The sequence below is a fragment of the Nocardioides marmorisolisilvae genome, assembly GCF_003725775.1.
Classification (GTDB): domain Bacteria; phylum Actinomycetota; class Actinomycetes; order Propionibacteriales; family Nocardioidaceae; genus Marmoricola; species Marmoricola marmorisolisilvae.
Genome location: NZ_RJSG01000001.1, coordinates 274991 through 293607, shown reverse-complemented (window position 1 = coordinate 293607; position 18617 = coordinate 274991). Strand labels below are relative to the sequence as shown.

The following is an 18617-nucleotide window of genomic DNA, read 5'->3' as shown; positions in this document are numbered from 1 at the left end:
CGTCGCGTAGTGGGCTGGAACAACCCTCCGATCCCGTGGTCCGAGCTCGAGAAGCGTCTGTCGCCGAAACCGCGACCCCTGAATGCTGCCCCGGATGACGGCCCCGGCTCGCGCAAGCGCAAGGCGTACCAGCCCGCCGAGGAGGTGCGACTCCCCGACGGACCGGTGGTCCCGTACGCCGAGCTGCACTGCCACAGCAACTTCAGCTTCCTCGACGGCGCCAGTGGCCCGGACAAGCTGGTCGAGCAGGCGGTCCGGCTGGGGCTGCACGCGCTGGCGATCACCGACCACGACGGCTTCGCCGGGGCGCCGCTGTTCGCCGAGATCGCCCAGAAGTACGCCGGTGCCGGTGGCCCGAAGACGGTCTTCGGCGCCGAGCTGTCGCTGGGGTTGAGCAAGCCGCAGAACGGCGTACCGGACCCCGAGGGCTCGCACCTGCTGGTGCTCGCGGACGGCGTCGAGGGCTACCACCGGCTCGCGTCCGCGATCACCGACGCGCAGCTGCGCGGGGACGAGAAGGGCCGACCGGTCTACGACCTCGAGGAGCTCTCCGGCCACGGGCGCGGTCACTGGCAGGTGCTGACCGGGTGCCGCAAGGGAGCGGTCCGCGCTGCCCTCGCGCGCGACGGGGTCGAGGCTGCCGCGCGCGAGCTGGACCGGCTGACCGCGCTGTTCGGTCACGACCGCGTCGTGGTCGAGCTGGTCGACCACGGCCACCCCGGGGACCACGGGACCAACGACGCGCTCGCCCACCTCGCCCGGGTGCACGGGCTTCCGGTGGTGGCGACCAACAACGTCCACCACGCCACCCCCGACGGGCACCGGCTCGCCTCGGCGATGGCAGCGATCCGGGCGCGACGCAGCCTGGCCGAGATCGACGGCTGGCTCCCGCCCTGGGGCGCGGCGTCGCTGCGATCGGGTGCTGAGATGGCGCAGCTCTTCGCCCGGTACCCCGGTGCGGTCGCCCGGTCGGTGGAGCTGGCCGACCAGCTCGCCTTCGACCTGCAGAAGGCGACCCCGCGGCTGCCCAAGCTCGGCATCCCCGAGGGGCACACGCCCTCGACCTGGCTGCGGGTGCTGACCGAGCGCGGCTTCGAGCTGCGCTACCGCGGTACGCCGCACGAGCAGCGCGCCCGCGAGCGGGTCGACCACGAGCTCGAGGTCATCGAGCGCAAGGACTTCGCCGGCTACTTCGCCATCGTGCACGACATCGTCGCGTTCGCCCGCGAGCAGGGGATCCTCTGCCAGGGCCGGGGGTCGGCGGCGAGCTCGGCGGTCTGCTTCGCGCTGGGCATCACCGCGATCGACTCGGTGCTCTACAACCTGCCCTTCGAGCGGTTCATCTCAGCGCACCGCGACGAGGAGCCGGACATCGACGTCGACTTCGACTCCGACCGTCGCGAGGAGGTGATCCAGTGGGTCTACGAGCGCTACGGCCGGCACAACGCGGCTCAGGTCGCGAACGTGATCAGCTACCGGCCGAAGATGGCGGTGCGCGACGCGGCCAAGGCGCTCGGGCACTCGCCAGGGCAGCAGGACGCCTGGTCGAAGTCGATCGACTCCTGGGGCGGTGCGGTCGCCTCCGAGGACATCCCCGAGCCGGTGGTCGACCTGGCCAACGAGCTGCTGAAGGCGCCGCGCCACCTCGGCATCCACTCCGGCGGGATGATCCTGACCGAGCGCCCGATCGGCGAGGTCTGCCCGATCGAGCGAGCCCGGATGGACAAGCGGACGATCCTGCAGTGGGACAAGGACGCCTGCGAGTGGATGGGCCTGGTCAAGTTCGACCTGCTCGGGCTGGGCATGCTCGGCGCCCTCAACCACATGATGGTGATGATCGCCGAGCAGCTCGGCGAGGAGTGGACGCTGGCCTCGATCCCCAAGGAGGAGCCGGGCGTCTACGACATGTTGTGCCGCGCCGACTCGATCGGCGTCTTCCAGGTGGAGAGCCGGGCGCAGATCGGCACGCTGCCCCGGCTGAGGCCACGGTGCTTCTACGACCTGGCGATCGAGATCGCCCTGATCCGACCCGGCCCGATCCAGGGCGGTGCCGTGCACCCCTACATCCGGCGGGCGACCGGGCGCGAGGAGGTCAGCTACGCGCACCCCGACCTGATCCCGGTGCTCCAGCGGACCCTGGGGGTGCCGTTGTTCCAGGAGCAGCTCATGGAGATGGCGGTGGCGATCGGGGACTGCAGCCGTGACGACGCCGACCTGCTGCGCCGGGCGATGGGCTCCAAGCGCGGCATCGAGCGGATCGAGTCGATCAAGGCCACGTTGTTCGCCGGGATGGCCAGGCGCGGGCTGTTCGGGGAGGAGGCGAAGCAGATCTACGTGCAGATCCTGTCGTTCGCGAACTTCGGCTTCGCGGAGAGCCACGCGCTCAGCTTCGCGCTGCTGGTCTACGCGAGCTCGTGGTTCAAGCTGCACTACCCGGCGGCGTTCCTGGCCGGCCTGCTCCGGGCGCAGCCGATGGGCTTCTACTCGCCGCAGTCGCTGGTCCAGGACGCGAAGCGGCACGGCGTCGAGGTGCGCCGACCGTGCATCGTCTCCTCGGCTGCCCAAGCCGGACTCGAACCACTCACGGTGGTTGAGGCGCGAGGAGCGCAAGCGACGGGCCTCGAAACCCCCGCGACCGGCCTGGCTTCCTGCATCGAGCCGTACCACCGGCCCACCCCGTACGACGCGAGCGCACCGGACCCGACGCTGACCCACCGCCGTGACGGGGCGTTCGCGGTCCGCCTCGGGCTGGACGAGGTGCGGGGGATCGGCGCGGACGTCGCAGCACGGATCGTCGCTGCTCGTGATGAACGACCCTTCCGCGACATGGTCGACCTCTCCCGACGAGCCGGACTGGACTCGGGTCAGCTGGAAGCGCTGGCCACGGCAGGTGCCTTCGAGGTCTGGGGGATGTCGCGCCGCGACGCGCTGTGGCACGCCGGCTTCACCGAGCGCGCTGACCAGCTCGAGGGTGCCGCTGCGGTGGTGTCAGCGCCGATGCTCCCGGGGCTCGACCCGGTCGGCGTCACCCTCTCGGATCTCTGGGCGACCCGGATCTCCCCGGACGGCCACCCGATCACCCACCTGCGCGCGGCGCTGACCGACGTCGGCATCAAGTCGGTGGCGGACATGTTCCAGGCCGAGTCCGGACGCCGGGTCCACGTGGCGGGCCTGGTCACCCACCGCCAGCGGCCGAGCACCGCCGGAGGGGTCACCTTCCTCAACCTCGAGGACGAGACCGGGATGCTCAACGTGATCTGCACCGAGGGGGTCTGGAACCGCTACCGCAAGGTCGCCCGGAACGCGTCCGGCATGGTGATCCGGGGAGTCATCGAACGAACTGACGGAGTGGCGAACCTGCTCGCCGACAAGCTCTCGACTCTCGAGTCGGTCAGCCCGCACGCCGAGGAAGCCCTGCGGGGACGGCACCACTCCCGCGACTTCCAGTGACCCGTGCTGGTTGAGCTTGTCGGAACCTGGTGACGAGCTCGCCTACCCGAAAGCCGCGGCGATCTCGTCGAGCGCCTCACCGACCAGTGGTGCGGCGTCCTCGACGAAGGACGGCCCGCGCATCGGGATCGCCTCGCCCGGCCTGACCTGCTCACCGCAGTGGTCGCAGACCTGCACCGGCTTGCTGATCTGGCCGCAGCTCAGGTGCTTCCAGGCGATCGGCGCCTGGCCGCCGAAGAACCACCGATCCCCGAACTGCTGGATCGCCAGCAGCACCATCGCGAGGTCGTTGCCCTTCTCGGTGAGCCGGTAGTCGTAGCGCGGCGGGTTGTCCTGGTACTCGACCCGGACGACGACCTCGTGCTCGACCAGGTTCGCCAGGCGTTGGGCGAGCACCTTCCGGGAGAGACCGAGGTCGGCCTGGATCGCGTCGAAGCGGGAGATGCCGATCGCGATGTCCCGCAGCACCAGTGGCGTCCAGCGGTCCCCGATGATGTCGAGCGTCCGGGCGACCGAGCAGGGTTGGTCCGAGAGCGTGCTGCGTTGCATGCCTCACACCGTACGCGAGTGCGTTCCCAAAAGGAACCCACGCTGCTAGCGTTCGACCATGCTCGATCGCATCGCGAACCTGACCTGGAACCACCCGCGCAAGATCCTGGCCGCGGCGCTGCTGTTCGCGGCGGTCGCCGGCTTCTTCGGCCACGACGTCGAGCACCACCTCAAGGCGGCCGGGTTCACCGACCCGTCCTCGGAGAGCGAGCAGGCCGGCGACGTCCTGGCCGGCGCACTCGGACACTCCGCGCAGCCCGGCCTCACCGTCCTGGTGCGGCCGAAGGGCGGCGGACAGCTCGACGTCCAGGACCCGGCCGTCGCCGGCGAGATCGACCGCCTGGTCACGCAGCTCGGCAAGGCCGACTACGTGGGACACGTGGACAAGATCCCGGCCCCGGACGGCAAGTCCCTGGCGCTCGCGGCCCAGCTCTCGACCAACGACTTCGAGGACAAGGGCGGTCTGGCCGACGAGTCCGTGCGCAAGCTCGTCGCCTCGAAGTCCCTCGACCTCGGGTACGGCGGCTACGCGCCGAGCTTCAACGAGGTCAACGACCAGACGCGCAAGGACCTGACCAACGCCGAGCTGATCGCCTTCCCGATCCTGGCCCTCCTGCTGCTGCTCGTCTTCCGCAGCGCGGTCGCGGCGGCGCTGCCCCTGCTCATCGGCGCGCTCTCGATCGTCGGCACCCTGTTCATGCTGCGCGTGATGTCGTCCTTCGTCGGGACCTCGGTCTTCGCGCTGAACATCGGCACCGCCCTCAGTCTCGGCCTGGCGGTCGACTATGCGTTGCTGCTCGTCTCACGCCATCGCGAGGAGACGGCGAAGGTCGGCTTCACCCGCGAGGCGCACACCGCGATGATGGCGACCGCCGGACGGACCGCACTGTTCTCCGGCCTCACCGTCGCCGGCGCGATGGCGGCGCTGATGGTGATGCCGCAGCGCTTCCTCTACTCGGTCGGCGCCGCCGGCGCGATGGTCGGCGTGCTGTCGGCGGTGATGGCGATCTTCGTCGCGCCGGCGCTGCTGGCGGTGCTCGGCCCGAGGATCAACGCGTTCTCGATCCGCTCGGGGCCGGCCGTCTCGGACACCTCGACCCGCTGGCTGGCGGTGGCGCGCGGCGTGATGCGGCGTCCGCTGCTGGTGGCACTGGTGACGGCATCCGCCGTGCTGGCGCTGGCCTCGCCGCTGTTCGCCACGCACCTGACCGGTCCCAGTGCGCAGGCGGTCCCGCCGGGTCAGCAGTCCTACGACGTGAACAAGTACCTCTTCGACCACTACCCCCGCGAGGTCACCGAGGGGGTCTCGCTGACGGTGCGGGGGACGACCTCGGACGCGGCGCTCGCGGAACTTCGCACCAAGATCGCCGACGTACCGGGGATGGCCCAGGTCTCGCCCTTCCAGCACGCGAGCTCCGACGTCGCGTTCGCGACGGCGTCGTTGGACAAGTACGCGCTCTCCGACGAGTCCCAGCAGGCGGTGCGCGACGTCCGGGCGCTGCCGGATCCCGAGGGCGGGCACCTGCTCGTCGCCGGCAACACCGCGAGCTTCCTCGACGAGAAGAGCAGCCTGGTCTCCAACGCTCCGTTGGCGATCGGCCTGATCGTCCTGCTCACCGTGGTGCTGCTGTTCCTGCTCACCGGCTCGGTGCTGCTGCCGCTCAAGACGCTGCTCATGAACACGATGACGCTCGCGGCAGCGCTCGGCATCCTGGTCATCGTCTTCGAGAAGAAGTTCCTGGTCGGGCTCCTCGACTACCCGGGTCCGTACTCGGTCGAGGTGACCAGCCTGGTGTTCCTGTTCGCGGTGACCTTCGCGCTCGCCACCGACTACGCGGTGCTCGTGATGGCGCGGATCAAGGAGCTCCGTGACAGCGGCATGACCAACGAGGACGCGGTCGCCCACGGCGTCGCGCGCACCGGTCGCATCATCAGCGCCGCGGCGATCATGATCGCGGTGGTGTTCGCGGCGTTCGCCGTCAGCCCGGTCTTCTTCATGAAGCAGATCGCGGTCGGCATGTCGCTCGGCGTGATCATCGACGCCACGGTCGTCCGAGCCTTCCTGGTGCCGTCGCTGATGCGGCTGCTCGGCGAGGCGAACTGGTGGGCACCCGGTCCGCTGCGTCGGCTGCACGCACGGTTCGGGGTCAGCCACTGACCCCGGCAGCTCAGAAGACCAGCGGCGCCAGGTAACGACGCGCGTACTCCTCGGCCGCCTTCGGGTCGGTCATGTCGACCGAGCCGTGCGGCTGCAGCATGTAGGTGTACGCGATCCGCAGCATCGTCTCGGCGACGATGTGCAGCTCGTCGTCCGGCATCGTCGCCCCACTGCGCCGCAAGGTCTCGGCGACGCGGTGGGCCGAGCCCAGGATCGTGGTGGTCTCCACGTCGCCACCGATGCCGGTGAGGATCTCGGGCTCGGTCTCGAGCAGCCGGCCGAGAAGCGGGATCTCCCGCGTCAGGCCGATGCCGGCCGAGTAGGCGAGCACGATCGCCTCGCGCGGTCCCAGGCCCGCGGTCAGCGCGTCGAGCTGGTCGAAGAACTCGTCGATCTCCCGGTCCAGCACTGCCCGGAGCAGTGCCTCCTTGGTCGGGTAGGCGCGGTAGAGCGTGCTCCGGCTGACCCCGGCGGCCTTGGCGACGTCCTCGACGTTCGCGCGGCGGGCGCCGTACTGGGTGAAGACCCGCTCCGCCGCGTCCAGGATCTCGGTGCTCACGGGTCAGATCCTCTCAAGCGTCACCGGGAGCCGGTCGCGCGGGAACGGCAGCGCAACCAGGTCCAGGGGCCAGGTGTAGTCCGACGGGACCGACCAGCGGTAGGTGCGCAGCAGCTCGTGGAAGATCGAGCGGACCTGGACGCCGGCGAAGTACATGCCGATGCACTTGTGCACCCCGCCGCCGAACGCCTGGAAGGCCATCCGGTGGCTGTGGTCCTCGCGCCGCGGTTCGGCGAACCGGTCCGGGTCGAAGTGGAACGGGTCCGGCCAGTACTGCGGGTCGTGGTGGTTGTAGTACGGCGAGACCGTGACGAACGCACCCTCGGGGATCCGGTAGCCGTTGATCGACGTCTCCCGGGTCGCGACCCGGGGGAGCGAGGGCACCGGGCTGCACAGCCGCATCGACTCCTTCATGATCCGCTCGAGCAGCTCGTTGCCGACGACCGAGTCGTAGTCGTCGCCGCTCGCCAGCGCCGCCTCGCGCGCCTTCTCCTGCCACTCGGGGTACTTCGCGAGGTGGTAGGCCATCGAGCTCATCGTGATCGTGCTGGTGTCGTGCGCGGCCATCAGCAGGAAGATCATGTGGTTGACGATGTCCTCGTCGGTGAACCGCTCGCCCTCCTCGCTCTCGGCCAGGCAGAGCTGGGCGAACAGGTCGTCGCCGCCGTCGCGGCGCTTGGCGGGCAGGTGGGTGTAGAAGAACTCCTCGAGCACCTTGCGCGCCGCGAGCCCCTTCGCCCACGGCGTACCGGGGACGTTGGCGCGGATGATCGAGGTGCCGCCGCGGACCGCGGCGATGAAGGCCTTGTTGATCCGGTCCTGCTCGTGCTGGGGAAGGTCGACGCCGACGAAGGTCTCCAGCGCGAGATCGAGGGTGTGCTTCTTGAAGAGCTCGTTCATCCGCGGGTTCTTGACGTCCGCCCACTGCTCCAGCCCGCTGCGGATGTGCGGCACCATCACCTGGTGGTAGCGGCGCATCGCGTCGTTGGTGAACGCCATCTGCATGACGCGCTTGTGCTGGAGGTGCTCGTCGAAGTCGAGCAGCATCAGGCCGCGGTTGAAGAACGGGCCGATGAAGTGCCCCCACGCGGGGCCGCTGGCGAAGACCCGCTCGCGGTTGATCATGATCTTCTCGGCCGCGTCCATCCCGTAGCAGGCGTAGAGCGTCGTGCCGAAGACGTTGAGCTTGAGGACCTCGCCCCACTTCGCCCGGGCGTAGTCGTTGTGACCGATCGGGTCCCGGCGCATCCGCAGCAGGTGGGGCAGGCCGATCAGCGGGCCGCTGACCTCGCGAAGCGTCCCGGTCCCGGTGTTCTCGATCGTCGCGGTCACGCTGACTCCAGGTGAGGTGAGGTGTCGGAAGCGAAGCGTTGAAACAAAGTTGATTCAATGTATCATCGCGCCATGACGCTTGCCCAGAGCCAGGACCGCTCGACCGGTCTCCCGCTCGGCCCGGACTCCCTGGTCTGGACGTACTTCGCGGACAACCGGATGGCGCTGCTCGGCCCCCGTGCCGCGGTCCTGCAGAACATGCTTCCCTCGCTCGGGCAGGGCGTCGAGGACCACTCGGTCTGGTTCGCCGAGACCCTCGCCCGGCTGCAGCGCAGCATCCCGCCGATCTTCAACACGGTCTACGGCAGCGACGAGGCGAACGCCGGCGTCCAGGTGCGCGACTTCCACCAGAACATCAAGGGCACGCTGCCGAGCGGTGAGCGCTACAGCGCGCTGAACCCGGACACGTACTACTGGGCGCACGCCACCTTCATCGAGCACCTGATCACCGCGACCGACCTGTTCATCCGCCGACTCTCCGATGCGGAGAAGGAGCAGCTGTTCGCGGAGTCGATCACCTGGTTCGCGCGGTACGGCGTCAGTGCGACCGGTACGCCGACCACGTACGCCGAGTTCTGTGCGTACTGGGACCACGCCCTGGCCGAGCGGCTGGTCCCGCACCGCACCGCCGCGTACGGAGTGGGCTACGTGACCAAGGGCTGGCCGCGGCCGAAGCAGGTGCCGGCGCCGGTGTGGTTCCTGCTCCGCCGACCGCTGAACTCCTTCAGCGCGTTCATCACCACCGGCGGCATGCCCGAACGCGCACGCGTGCTCCTCGACCTTCCGTGGGACGAGCGCCGCGAACGCCGGTACCAGCGCTTCGCCGCCGTGTGCCGATCGCTCGACCCGGCCTACCGACGGCTGCCCGGCAAGCTGCGGCTGCACCCGATCGCGCTGCGCGCCTACTCCCGGGAGGGACGTCGCGCGTGAGGACGAAGACGAAGCCGACAATGGTTGCCTCCACGGCGCTGCTGCCGCCGCACCTGAGTGCCACCGACGTGATGCGGTTCCAGGACCAGGTCACCGCCACCGGCGAGGAGACCGCTCAGGCGGTCGAGCCGTTCACCGGTGCGCTGCTGCCGCCGGTCCCGCAGTCCTCGGCCGCCGACGTCGCGCTGGCGGCGACGCGTGGCCGGATCGCCCAGGCGGACTGGGCGGCGCGACCCCTCTCCGAACGCACCCGGTGGGCACTGCGGTTCGGCGAGCTGCTCGTCTCCGAGCGCGACAAGCTCGTCGACCTCGTGCAGTGGGAGACCGGCAAGTCGCGCATCCACGCGGGTATCGAGGCGCTCGGCGTCGCCACGGTCGCGGCCCACTACGGTGCCGAGTCGGCCGGCTACCTGCGCGAGCGAACCGTGCGCTCCGGGGTTCCCGGTGTCGTGAAGGCCCGCGTCAGCCGCCACCCCAAGGGACTGGTCGGGGTGATCGCGCCGTGGAACTACCCGCTCTTCCTCGCCGTCGGGGACGTCATCCCGGCGCTCGTCGCCGGCAACGCCGTCCTCTCCAAGGCCGACTCGCAGGCACCGCTGACCCTGCTCGCCGCCCGTGAGCTCGCTGTGAAGGCCGGACTCCCTGCCGACGTGTGGCAGGTCGTCGCGGGACCGGGCAGCCGATTGGGTCAGCCGATCATCGACGCCGTCGACCACCTCGCCTTCACCGGTTCGACCGCGACCGGCCGCCGGCTCGCCGCGGCCGCGGGGGAGCGGCTGATCTCGACGTCGCTGGAGCTCGGCGGGAAGAACCCGATGATCGTTCGCGCCGACGCGGATCTCGACGCCGCCGTGACCGGAGCCGTGCAGGCGTGCTTCGCCAGCGCCGGCCAGATGTGCATCGGCATCGAGCGCATCTACGTGCACGAGTCGCTCTACCTGGAGTTCGTGGAGAAGCTGGCCACCGCCACGTCGAGGATCACGATGGGCGCGTCCTACGACCACGACGTCGAGCTCGGTTCGCTGACCTCGGCCGAGCAGCTCGCGGTGACCACCGACCACGTCGCCGACGCGCTGGCCCAGGGTGCGAGTGCCGTCGCCGGCGGCCGTGCACGCCCCGACCTCGGCCCGTTCTTCTTCGAGCCCACCGTGCTCACCGGCGTACGGCCGTCCATGAAGGTGTTCGCCGAGGAGACCTTCGGACCGGTCGTCGCCCTCTACCCGGTGGTCGACGACGAGGACGCGATCACGCGGGCCAACGACACCGAGTACGGACTCTCGGCGAGTGTCTGGGGCAGGGACCTCGTCGCGGCCCAGCAGGTGGCAGCGCGGATCCAGGCCGGCGCGGTGAACATCAACGACGGTTACCTCTCCGCGATCTCCTCCCTCTCGGCGCCGATGGGCGGGATGAAGTCCAGCGGCGTCGGCCGCCGGCACGCCGCCGACGGCATCCTGCGGTTCACCGAGTCGCAGACCACCACGACGCAGCGGGTCTCGACGCCGTACCCGTCACGCACCAAGATCTACCTGGCGGCCACCCGCGTGGTCGTCCTCGCACAGCTCAAGGCAGCCCGCCGCAAGGCCCGGAAGGACATCTCATGAGCACACTCACCGGCAAGGTCATCGCCATCTCCGGCGGCGCACGGGGGATCGGCGAGGCGACGGCCAAGGAGCTGACCGCCGCCGGCGCGAAGGTCGCGGTCGGCGACCTCGACGCAGTCCTGGCCGAGCAGTCCGCCGCCGGGTACGGCGGGATCGGACTCCCGCTCGACGTCACCAGCGAGGAGTCGTACGCCGGCTTCCTGGACAAGGTCGAGGCCGAGTACGGCCGCATCGACGCGCTGGTCAACAACGCCGGGATCATGGTGATCGGCAAGCACCTCGACGTGCCGATCGAGAACCAGCTCAAGCAGCTGGACATCAACGTCAAGGGCGTCATCAACGGCTGCCACGCCGTCGCGCCCCGGCTGATCGCCAACGGCGGCGGGCAGATCGTCAACATCGCCTCGCTGGCCGGCCGGTTCGCCGCCCCGGGTGCGGCCGTCTACTCGGGCACCAAGGCCGCAGTGCTCGCCTTCAGCGATGCCCTCGACGCCGAGCTCGCTCCCCGCAACGTCCGGGTCTCCGCGGTGCTGCCGTCCTTCACCAACACCGGTCTGATCAGCGGCACCGAGGCTCCGGCGATGACGCCGGCGATCGAGCCCGCCGACGTCGCGGCCGCGGTGCGGGGACTGCTGGAGAACTACCGCGCCCAGGCGACGGTCCCGAAGTACCTGGCGTTCAGCGCCGCCCAGTGGTCGATGTACCCGCAGCGGATGCGTCGCTGGATGGGGGCGAAGACGGGGATGTCGACGATGTTCCTGGAGTACGACCACGAGGCCCGCCAGGCCTACGAGGACCGCACCACCGGCGAGTGATGGACTTCGAGTTCGACGGTCCCGTCGTCGAGTGGCGCGGCCCCGCGCCGTACTACTTCGTGCGCATCCCCGAGGAGGAGAGCGCCGACATCAAGTACGCCGCCAAGGGGCTTGAGTACTGGGGTCAGGTGCCGGTAGTCGTGCAGATCGACGATGTCGAGTTCTCCACCGCGTTGTTCCCCAAGGACGGCGTCTACCTGATCCCGCTGAAGCTCGCGGTGCGCAAGGAGATCGAGGTCGAGGTGGATGAGGTCGTGCCGGTGTCGTTGACGGTTGGCCGCGGCTGACCTTCGGCACCTAAGGTCGCGGACATGTGGGTCCTGGCCATCGTCGCGGTGCTGCTGGTCCCTGCGTTCATCGCGCTCAGGCCGCGCGCAAGGCCACCGACGAAGCGCCTCAGGTCTGACCCAAGATCACCGTCGTCCCGTCCGGATCGATCCGCGCGCTGACCGCCAGCCCTGCAGCGGCGAACGCGGTTTCAGCAGCTGCGTACTGAATCTCGCTGATCTCGATCAGCACCACCCCGCCCGGCTTCAGCCAGTCGCGCGCCTCGGTGGCGGTGCGGCGCAGCAGCGCCAGACCGTCCGGGCCGCCGTCCAGGGTGTGCAGCGGCTCGTGGTCGCGGGCCTCGGGCGGCATCAGTGCGACCTGGTCGCTGGGCACGTACGGCGTGTTCGCGACGACCACGTCGACCGTGCCGCGCAGCTCCGGCGGCAGCGGCTCGAACAGGTCGCCGACGAAGACCCGGGCCGCAGGCAGGTTCTCCCGCGCGCACGCCACCGCCGCCGGATCGAGGTCGGCGGCGTACACGGAGACCGATGGCTCGGCGTGCAGCAGGTAGGCGCCGATCGCGCCGCTCCCGCAGCACAGGTCGACGACCGTGCCGCCGGGCGGCAGCACGTCGAGCGCGGCCAGCGCGAGCTCGATGGTGCGACCGCGCGGGACGAAGACACCGGGGTGCACGACGACCCGCAGCCCGTCCCCGTCCTCGGTGCCGAACCAGGCCCATCCCAGGATCCACTCGAGCGGTGCGCCGGCGACCCGACGAGCGAGGAGGTCCTCGAGCGGACCTCCCGCCTCCATCAGCAGGCGCGCCTCGTCCTCGGCGTACACGCAGCCGGCCGAGCGCAGGGTGGCCACACAGCGTTCGTAGAGGCTGGCGTCGTACGAAGGAACCCGGTCAGACACCCCGTGAGAGTCGCAGGTCACAGCCCGCGCGGCCACTTCGATTCTTCGAACGGAGGGTGTCTCCGGTACTCTTCAACCACAAGGATCGTCCAGTCTTACCTCGATCCTGATGGCACGTCGCAGCACCGCGAGGGGCTCCGTGCCGGCGAACGACCAACGCGACTCTCCGGAGCTCATCCGGGTCGCGGCCGTGGTGAGACACCACATGAGATAGCGAAAACCCTTGTCCACCAATGCTTTTGCAGTCCTCGGCGTGCCCGCAGACCTGGCCAGCACCCTGGCCGGGATCGGCATCACCGAGCCCACCCCCATCCAGGCAGCGACGCTGCCCGACTCCCTCTCCGGCCGGGACGTCCTCGGCCGCGGCCGGACCGGTTCCGGCAAGACCTACGCCTTCCTCCTCCCGCTGGTCGCCCGGCTGATGGAGTCGGGCTCCCGCCGTACGCCGAAGCGGCCGCGGGCGCTCATCCTGGCCCCGACCCGGGAGCTGGTCTCCCAGATCGACGCCTCGCTCGCGCCGCTGGCAGAGGTGGCCGGCCTCAAGACCCGCACCGTGTTCGGTGGTGTCGGTCAGCACCCGCAGGCCCAGGCGCTGAAGGCTGGTGTCGACATCGTCGTCGCCTGCCCCGGACGCCTGGAGGACCTGATCCAGCAGGGTCTCTGCGATCTCTCCGCCGTCGAGGTCACCATCCTCGACGAGGCCGACCACATGGCTGACCTGGGCTTCCTTCCCGCCGTCCGCCGGCTGCTGGAGAAGACCCCGGCCGGTGGTCAGCGGATGCTGTTCTCGGCCACCCTCGACGCCGGCGTCAACGTGCTGGTCAAGCGGTTCCTGGTGGAACCGAAGACCCACGAGGCCGACTCGGCGCAGTCGCCGGTCGCCGCGATGGAGCACCACGTGCTGCACCTCGAGCACCACCACAAGATCCCGGTCCTGGTGGACCTGGCCAGCGCTCCGGGCCGCACCGTCGTGTTCACCCGGACCAAGCACGGCGCCAAGGCGCTCGCCCGCCAGCTCAACAGCAAGGGCGTGCCGACCGTCGAGCTGCACGGCAACCTCGGCCAGAACGCCCGGACCCGGAACATGGACGCGTTCCACTCCGGCAAGGCGACCACCCTGGTGGCGACCGACATCGCCGCCCGCGGCATCCACGTCGACGACGTCTCTCTGGTCATCCACGCCGACCCGCCGGCCGAGCACAAGGCCTACCTGCACCGGTCCGGCCGGACTGCGCGCGCCGGTGCTGCCGGCACGGTGATCACCCTGATGACCGACCAGCAGGTGCGCGACGTGCGCGACCTGACGCGCGCCGCCGGGATCAAGCCGACCACCACCAAGGTGACCGGTCCGAACCACGAGATCCTGCGTGAGCTGGCTCCCGGGGAGCGGGTGCTGGTTGCCGGCGGTCTCGGCGTTCCGGTGGACGAGTCCGGCTCGGGCGGCTCGCAGCCGCGTCGCTCCGGCGGCGGACGCTCGAACCGTGGCGGCCAGGGTGGCGGCCAGGGCGGCAACCGGTCGCGCAACGGCAACGGTGCGCGGGGTGGCAGTCGCCAGAGCCAGCCCAAGGCGGCATCCGGGGAGTCCGCGGGCCGCTCGCGGCGCCGGCGGCAGGGTGGATCCGGCAACGGATCCGGGGGCGGCTCGCACAGCGCGGCGTCCTTCAGCGGCGGCGGCCGCCGCGGTCGCTGACCGCGGCTGACCGTAGCCGCGCTGACCTGGACCGGTACTCCCGGGAACCGTTTTTCATTGCGCTGTCATGTTGGCGTGGCAGTCTGGCCCCGTGGAGATCCTGACCCCGCGAGACGTTCCCCTCGGCGGGCTGCGTGCGATGAACGTTCGCCGCACCCTGCCGCAGCGGCGTCGTACCTTCGTGGGGGCGTGGTGCTTCATCGACCACTACGGGCCTGACCACGTCGACCCGAACACCGGCGGCATGGTGGTCTCGCCGCACCCGCACACCGGGCTGCAGACCGTGAGCTGGCTGTTCACCGGCGAGATCGAGCACCACGACTCGGCGGGCCACCACGCGCTGGTCCGCCCCGGTGAGGTCAACCTGATGACCGCCGGGCGCGGGATCAGCCATTCCGAGTACTCCACCGGGAGCACCACCCTGCTGCACGGCGCGCAGCTGTGGCTCGCGCTGCCCGAGCACGCGCGGCACACCGACCCGGACTTCGAGCACTACGCGCCCAAGCCGATCCTGGCCGGCAACTGGGAGGCCCGGGTCTTCCTGGGCTCACTGCTCGACTCGACCTCACCGGTGCGCACCCACACCCCGCTCCTCGGTGCCGAGCTCCGCCTCCGCGCCGGCGCCACCCTGCTCGTCCCGGTCGAGGAGGACTTCGAGCACGGCCTGCTGCTGGACTCCGGCGCGATCACCGTCAACGGCGAACCGCTCGCGGCCCACGAGCTCGGGTACGTCGAACCGGGACGCGACCACCTGCTGCTCAAGGCCCAGGAGGACGCGCTGCTGCTCCTGCTCGGCGGCCCGCCGTTCGGCGAGCAGATCGTGATGTGGTGGAACTTCATCGGCCGCGACCACGACGAGATCGTCCGCTACCGCGACCAGTGGCAGGGACTGATCAACGACGGCGTCGCCGACCAGTTCACGCTGCCGCCCGGCGACCTGCTGCCGCCGATCCCCGCACCGCCGCTGCCGAACGCCCGGATGGTCCGCCGAGGATGACCCGAGGATGACCGGACCCGTGATCGGGGACGACGGCATCGCCCGCTGTCCCTGGGGGAGCAACGGCGTCCTGCGCGCGTACCACGACGACGAGTGGGGCCGTCCCGTCGTCGGGGAGTCCGCGCTGTTCGAGCGGCTCTGCCTCGAGGGGGCGCAGAGCGGGTTGTCCTGGCTGACGATCCTCAACAAGCGCGAGGGCTACCGCCGGGTGTTCCGGGACTTCGACGTCGACAAGGTCGCGCGGCTGAGCGATGCCGCCCTGGAGAAGGCGTTGCTCGACCCCGGCATCGTCCGCAACCGGGGCAAGGTCGAGTCGGTGCGTCGGAACGCCCGCGCCACCATCGACCTGCGTGCCGACGGCGGGCTCGAGGCGTTCGTCGAGTCGTTCGCTCCGAGCCGCACGCCGAAGCCGGCCCGTACCTCGGCCCTCCCGACCACCTCGCCGGAGTCGCTGGCGCTGTCCAAGGCGCTGAAGAAGCGCGGGTTCTCGTTCGTCGGCCCGACCACGATGTTCGCGCTCTTCGAGGCCACGGGGATCGTCGACACCCACCTGACCGGCTGTTTCAGGCGCGGCATCTCGGGTCGGTGGCCGGCCTGAGTCCTGCCACACTGCTCCCGTGGCGAACCCTCCCGTGCTCAAGGGCCTGCTGGCCCTGCTGGGCTGCCAGCTCGTCGGTGAGCTCGCCGTCCGACTGACCGGGATCGAGTTCCCCGGGCCCGTCGTCGGAATGCTGCTGTTCTTCGGAGTCCTCCAGCTGCGCCGGCCGGCGGAGTCCTCCGGCCTGGTGGCGGCGCCGACGCTGCTGCTCCGGCACCTGCACCTGCTCTTCGTCCCGGCCGGCGTCGGGGTCGTGGTCTACCTGCACCGGATCGCCGAGGACGCGCTCCCGCTCGCGGCCGGGCTCTGGGTCTCCTGGCTGCTGGGCTTCGTGGCCACCGCGCTGGTCGCCGACCGGCTGCTGCGGATCTTCCGGGAGCGGCCATGACGCCGCTCGCGCTCCACGGCCAGGAGACCTGGGACTGGCTGACGACGTCGCCGCTGTTCGGGATCACCCTGACGCTGGCCGGCTACGCGCTCGGCCGCTGGCTGCACCACCGGACCGGCAGTCCGGTCTTCCAGCCCGTGCTGGTCGCGATCGTGGTGATCGTCGCGGTGCTCAAGCTCGGCGACGTCTCCTACGCCGACTACCTGACCGGTGGCAGCTACGTCGGGTTCTGGCTAGGCCCGGCGACCGTCGCGCTGGCCCTGCCGCTGCACCACGAGTGGCACCTGGTGCGACGGGCCGCGGTGCCGATCCTCACCGGCGTCGTGGTCGGCACGGTCGTCTCCATCTGCTCCGCGATCCTGGTCACCGACCTGGCCGGCGGCAACCGCGAGCTCCAGCTGACGATGGCCCCGAAGGCGGCGACCACCCCGGTCTCGCTCGCGCTGTCCAGCCAGATCGGCGGCATCCCGGCCCTGACGGCGGTGCTCACGATCCTCGCCGGCATCACCGGCGCGATCCTCGGTCCGTGGGTGCTCGACAGGATCGGCGTGCGGGACCCCCGCGCCCGCGGCATCGCGATGGGCAGCGTCACCCACGGCATCGGCACCGCGCGGGCCCTGGCCGAGAGTCGCACCGAGGGTGCGTTCAGCGCGCTGTGCATGGGGCTGGCCGCGGTCGCGACCAGCGTGCTCGTGCCGATCGTGGTGCTCTGGATCTAGTTCTCCAGGAGGATCCCGGAAGCCGTCGATGGCGGCTAGTTTTCCGTCCATGACGCTGCCCCCTCCCCGCGCCAAGGTCCACGCCTTCTCCGACGACGCCCTCGGCGAGCACGACGCGGTCGGCCTGGCCGAGGAGATCCGTGCCGGCAGGATCTCGGCCCTGGAGGCGGTCGACGCCGCGATCGCGCGGGTCGAGAAGGTGAACCCCGAGCTCAACGGCCTGGTCGTTGCCGACTACGACCGCGCCCGGGCGAGGGCAGCCCGGCCCGGGAAGGGCTTCTTCGCCGGCGTACCGACGTTCGTCAAGGACAACTCCGACGTCCAGGGACTGCCCACCCAGCAGGGCTGCTCGGCGTACACGGGCGAACCGGCGAAGGTGGACGGCGACTTCGCCTCGATGTTCTTCGGCACCGGCCTGGTCGGGATCGGCAAGAGCCAGCTCTCCGAATTCGGCTTCAGCGCGAGCGCGGAGTTCTTCAACGCGGATCCGGTCCGCAACCCGTGGAACACCGACTACTCCTCGGGTGCCTCCTCGGCCGGGTCGGCGGCGTTCGTGGCCAGCGGAGCGGTCCCGATCGCGCACGCCAACGACGGCGGCGGCTCGATCCGGATCCCGGCCGGCTGCAACGGCCTGGTCGGCCTCAAGCCGACCCGGGGCCGGGTGCCGCAGGACAAGATGATCCGCGAGATGCCGCTGCGCATCGTGGCCGACGGCGTGGTCAGCCGCAGCGTCCGCGACACCGCGGCCTTCCTGCGCGAGTCCGAGAAGCACTACCGCAACCTCAAGCTGCCGCCGATCGGGGACATCCGCGGCCCCGGCCAGAAGCGGCTGCGGATCGCGATGCTGATCGACTCGATCGGCGACCTGAAGACCGACCCCGAGGTGGCCGAGGCGGTCCGCGGCGCCGCCCAGCAGCTCGAGGCGCTCGGCCACCACGTCGAGGAGATCGCCATGCCGGTCCCGGAGTACTTCCTCGACGACTTCCTGGCGTACTGGAGCGTGCTGTCCACCTTCATGCTGGCCACCGGCAAGCGGACCCTGGGAGCCGACTTCGACCGGGCGAAGACCGACAATCTCAGCCGCGGGCTGGCCAAGCACGGTCTGCGCCAGTCCTGGAAGCTGCCGTTGGTCCTGTCCCGGCTCGGTGCCTCGCAGCAGATCTCCAAGCGTTTCTTCCGGACCTACGACGCGGTGCTGACCCCGGTGCTCGCGCTGCCCACCCCCGAGCTCGGCTGGCTGAACCCGGCCCAGCCCTACGAGGTGGTCATCGACCGGCTGATCCAGCTGGTGAACTTCACCCCGCTGCAGAACGCCACCGGCGACCCGGCCATCTCGCTGCCGCTCGGAACCAGCCGCAACGGGATGCCGATCGGGGTCCAGCTCGGTGCCGGTCGCGGCCGGGAGGCACGGCTGCTCGAGGTGGCCTACGAGCTCGAGCAGGCCGTCGGATTCGCCCGGATCCAGGACGCCTGAGACGGCGCCCACACCGATTTCACGAACGCCGGGCCGCCTGTGTATCCTTCTCGTCGGCCTTGAAGCAGGACCACAAGGCAGGCCCCTTTAGCTCAGTCGGCAGAGCGTCTCCATGGTAAGGAGAAGGTCTACGGTTCGATTCCGTAAAGGGGCTCTGGGAATGGCCGCG

General features: G+C 70.3%; 16 protein-coding genes and 1 tRNA gene. 13 read left to right on the top strand and 4 right to left on the bottom strand.

Annotated elements, in window-relative coordinates:
- The first annotated feature begins 9 nt into the window (after positions 1–9).
- Positions 10–3450 (top strand): error-prone DNA polymerase, encoded by a 3441-nt coding sequence (locus EFL95_RS01535; RefSeq protein WP_123232293.1) that lies wholly within the window; start codon positions 10–12, stop codon positions 3448–3450.
- A gap of 42 nt (positions 3451–3492) precedes the next feature.
- Here EFL95_RS01535 and EFL95_RS01530 read toward each other — a convergent pair whose 3' ends face one another.
- On the bottom strand, positions 3493–3999 hold the full coding sequence (locus EFL95_RS01530; protein ID WP_123232292.1) for a winged helix-turn-helix transcriptional regulator: 507 nt from the start codon (positions 3997–3999) through the stop codon (positions 3493–3495).
- A 58-nt stretch (positions 4000–4057) separates the two neighbouring features.
- Here EFL95_RS01530 and EFL95_RS01525 point away from each other — a divergent pair, with 58 nt between their 5' ends.
- Entirely contained in the window at positions 4058–6157 is a 2100-nt protein-coding gene (locus tag EFL95_RS01525; protein WP_123232291.1) for an MMPL family transporter, read from the top strand.
- Between the two features lie 10 nt (positions 6158–6167).
- On the opposite strand, the gene EFL95_RS01520 is transcribed toward EFL95_RS01525, so the two are convergent.
- Both EFL95_RS01520 and EFL95_RS01515 read right to left on the bottom strand, forming a co-directional pair.
- Positions 6168–6716 carry a TetR/AcrR family transcriptional regulator gene (locus tag EFL95_RS01520; protein WP_123232290.1) on the bottom strand — a complete coding sequence of 183 codons (549 nt, stop codon included), beginning with the start codon at positions 6714–6716 and terminating at the stop codon, positions 6168–6170.
- A gap of 3 nt (positions 6717–6719) precedes the next feature.
- Positions 6720–8048 (bottom strand): cytochrome P450, encoded by a 1329-nt coding sequence (locus tag EFL95_RS01515; protein ID WP_221176279.1) that lies wholly within the window; start codon positions 8046–8048, stop codon positions 6720–6722.
- A gap of 72 nt (positions 8049–8120) precedes the next feature.
- On the opposite strand from EFL95_RS01515, the gene EFL95_RS01510 reads away from it, so the two are divergent.
- Genes EFL95_RS01510 through EFL95_RS01495 form a run of 4 tightly spaced genes read left to right on the top strand, consistent with a single transcriptional unit; the run spans position 8121 to position 11681 of the window.
- A complete protein-coding gene (locus EFL95_RS01510; RefSeq protein ID WP_123232289.1) occupies positions 8121–8978 on the top strand; it encodes an oxygenase MpaB family protein in 858 nt (285 codons plus the stop codon).
- Between the two features lie 20 nt (positions 8979–8998).
- Positions 8999–10579, top strand: coding sequence for a succinic semialdehyde dehydrogenase (locus tag EFL95_RS01505; RefSeq protein ID WP_123232288.1), 1581 nt, complete (start codon positions 8999–9001; stop codon positions 10577–10579).
- Positions 10576–11394, top strand: a complete 819-nt coding sequence (locus EFL95_RS01500) for an SDR family oxidoreductase (RefSeq protein WP_123232287.1) — start codon at positions 10576–10578, stop codon at positions 11392–11394. Before EFL95_RS01505 ends, EFL95_RS01500 begins: the two co-directional genes overlap by 4 nt.
- Positions 11394–11681: a DUF1905 domain-containing protein gene (locus EFL95_RS01495; protein WP_123232286.1), complete on the top strand. Its 288-nt coding sequence runs from the start codon at positions 11394–11396 to the stop codon at positions 11679–11681. The genes EFL95_RS01500 and EFL95_RS01495 overlap by 1 nt, the downstream gene beginning before the upstream one ends.
- A gap of 109 nt (positions 11682–11790) precedes the next feature.
- Here EFL95_RS01495 and EFL95_RS01490 read toward each other — a convergent pair whose 3' ends face one another.
- Positions 11791–12534: a putative protein N(5)-glutamine methyltransferase gene (locus EFL95_RS01490; RefSeq protein ID WP_123232285.1), complete on the bottom strand. Its 744-nt coding sequence runs from the start codon at positions 12532–12534 to the stop codon at positions 11791–11793.
- Positions 12535–12805: 271 nt separating this feature from the next.
- Between EFL95_RS01490 and EFL95_RS01485 the strand changes: the two genes are divergently transcribed.
- The 7 genes from EFL95_RS01485 to EFL95_RS01455 all read left to right on the top strand — a co-directional run bounded on the left by EFL95_RS01485 (position 12806) and on the right by EFL95_RS01455 (position 18602).
- A complete protein-coding gene (locus EFL95_RS01485) occupies positions 12806–14272 on the top strand; it encodes a DEAD/DEAH box helicase (RefSeq protein WP_123232284.1) in 1467 nt (488 codons plus the stop codon).
- Between the two features lie 91 nt (positions 14273–14363).
- A complete protein-coding gene (locus EFL95_RS01480) occupies positions 14364–15269 on the top strand; it encodes a pirin family protein (protein WP_246004744.1) in 906 nt (301 codons plus the stop codon).
- Between the two features lie 7 nt (positions 15270–15276).
- Entirely contained in the window at positions 15277–15867 is a 591-nt protein-coding gene (locus tag EFL95_RS01475; protein WP_123232282.1) for a DNA-3-methyladenine glycosylase I, read from the top strand.
- A gap of 19 nt (positions 15868–15886) precedes the next feature.
- On the top strand, positions 15887–16255 hold the full coding sequence (locus EFL95_RS01470) for a CidA/LrgA family protein (protein ID WP_246004743.1): 369 nt from the start codon (positions 15887–15889) through the stop codon (positions 16253–16255).
- Positions 16252–16974, top strand: coding sequence for an LrgB family protein (locus EFL95_RS01465; protein WP_123232280.1), 723 nt, complete (start codon positions 16252–16254; stop codon positions 16972–16974). Before EFL95_RS01470 ends, EFL95_RS01465 begins: the two co-directional genes overlap by 4 nt.
- Positions 16975–17023: 49 nt before the next feature.
- Entirely contained in the window at positions 17024–18448 is a 1425-nt protein-coding gene (locus EFL95_RS01460) for an amidase (protein WP_123232279.1), read from the top strand.
- 81 nt (positions 18449–18529) lie between these two features.
- A tRNA-Thr gene (locus tag EFL95_RS01455) sits at positions 18530–18602 on the top strand.
- Positions 18603–18617: the final 15 nt, after the last annotated feature.

Bases quoted from the DNA above. Each gene is read 5' to 3' on its own strand.
- EFL95_RS01530 (WP_123232292.1), bottom strand. From the start codon at position 3,999: ATGCAACGCAGCACGCTCTCGGACCAACCCTGCTCGGTCGCCCGGACG.
- EFL95_RS01525 (WP_123232291.1), top strand. From the start codon at position 4,058: ATGCTCGATCGCATCGCGAACCTGACCTGGAACCACCCGCGCAAGATC.
- EFL95_RS01510 (WP_123232289.1), top strand. From the start codon at position 8,121: ATGACGCTTGCCCAGAGCCAGGACCGCTCGACCGGTCTCCCGCTCGGC.
- EFL95_RS01505 (WP_123232288.1), top strand. From the start codon at position 8,999: ATGGTTGCCTCCACGGCGCTGCTGCCGCCGCACCTGAGTGCCACCGAC.
- EFL95_RS01500 (WP_123232287.1), top strand. From the start codon at position 10,576: ATGAGCACACTCACCGGCAAGGTCATCGCCATCTCCGGCGGCGCACGG.
- EFL95_RS01495 (WP_123232286.1), top strand. From the start codon at position 11,394: ATGGACTTCGAGTTCGACGGTCCCGTCGTCGAGTGGCGCGGCCCCGCG.
- EFL95_RS01475 (WP_123232282.1), top strand. From the start codon at position 15,277: ATGACCGGACCCGTGATCGGGGACGACGGCATCGCCCGCTGTCCCTGG.
- EFL95_RS01465 (WP_123232280.1), top strand. From the start codon at position 16,252: ATGACGCCGCTCGCGCTCCACGGCCAGGAGACCTGGGACTGGCTGACG.
- EFL95_RS01460 (WP_123232279.1), top strand. From the start codon at position 17,024: ATGACGCTGCCCCCTCCCCGCGCCAAGGTCCACGCCTTCTCCGACGAC.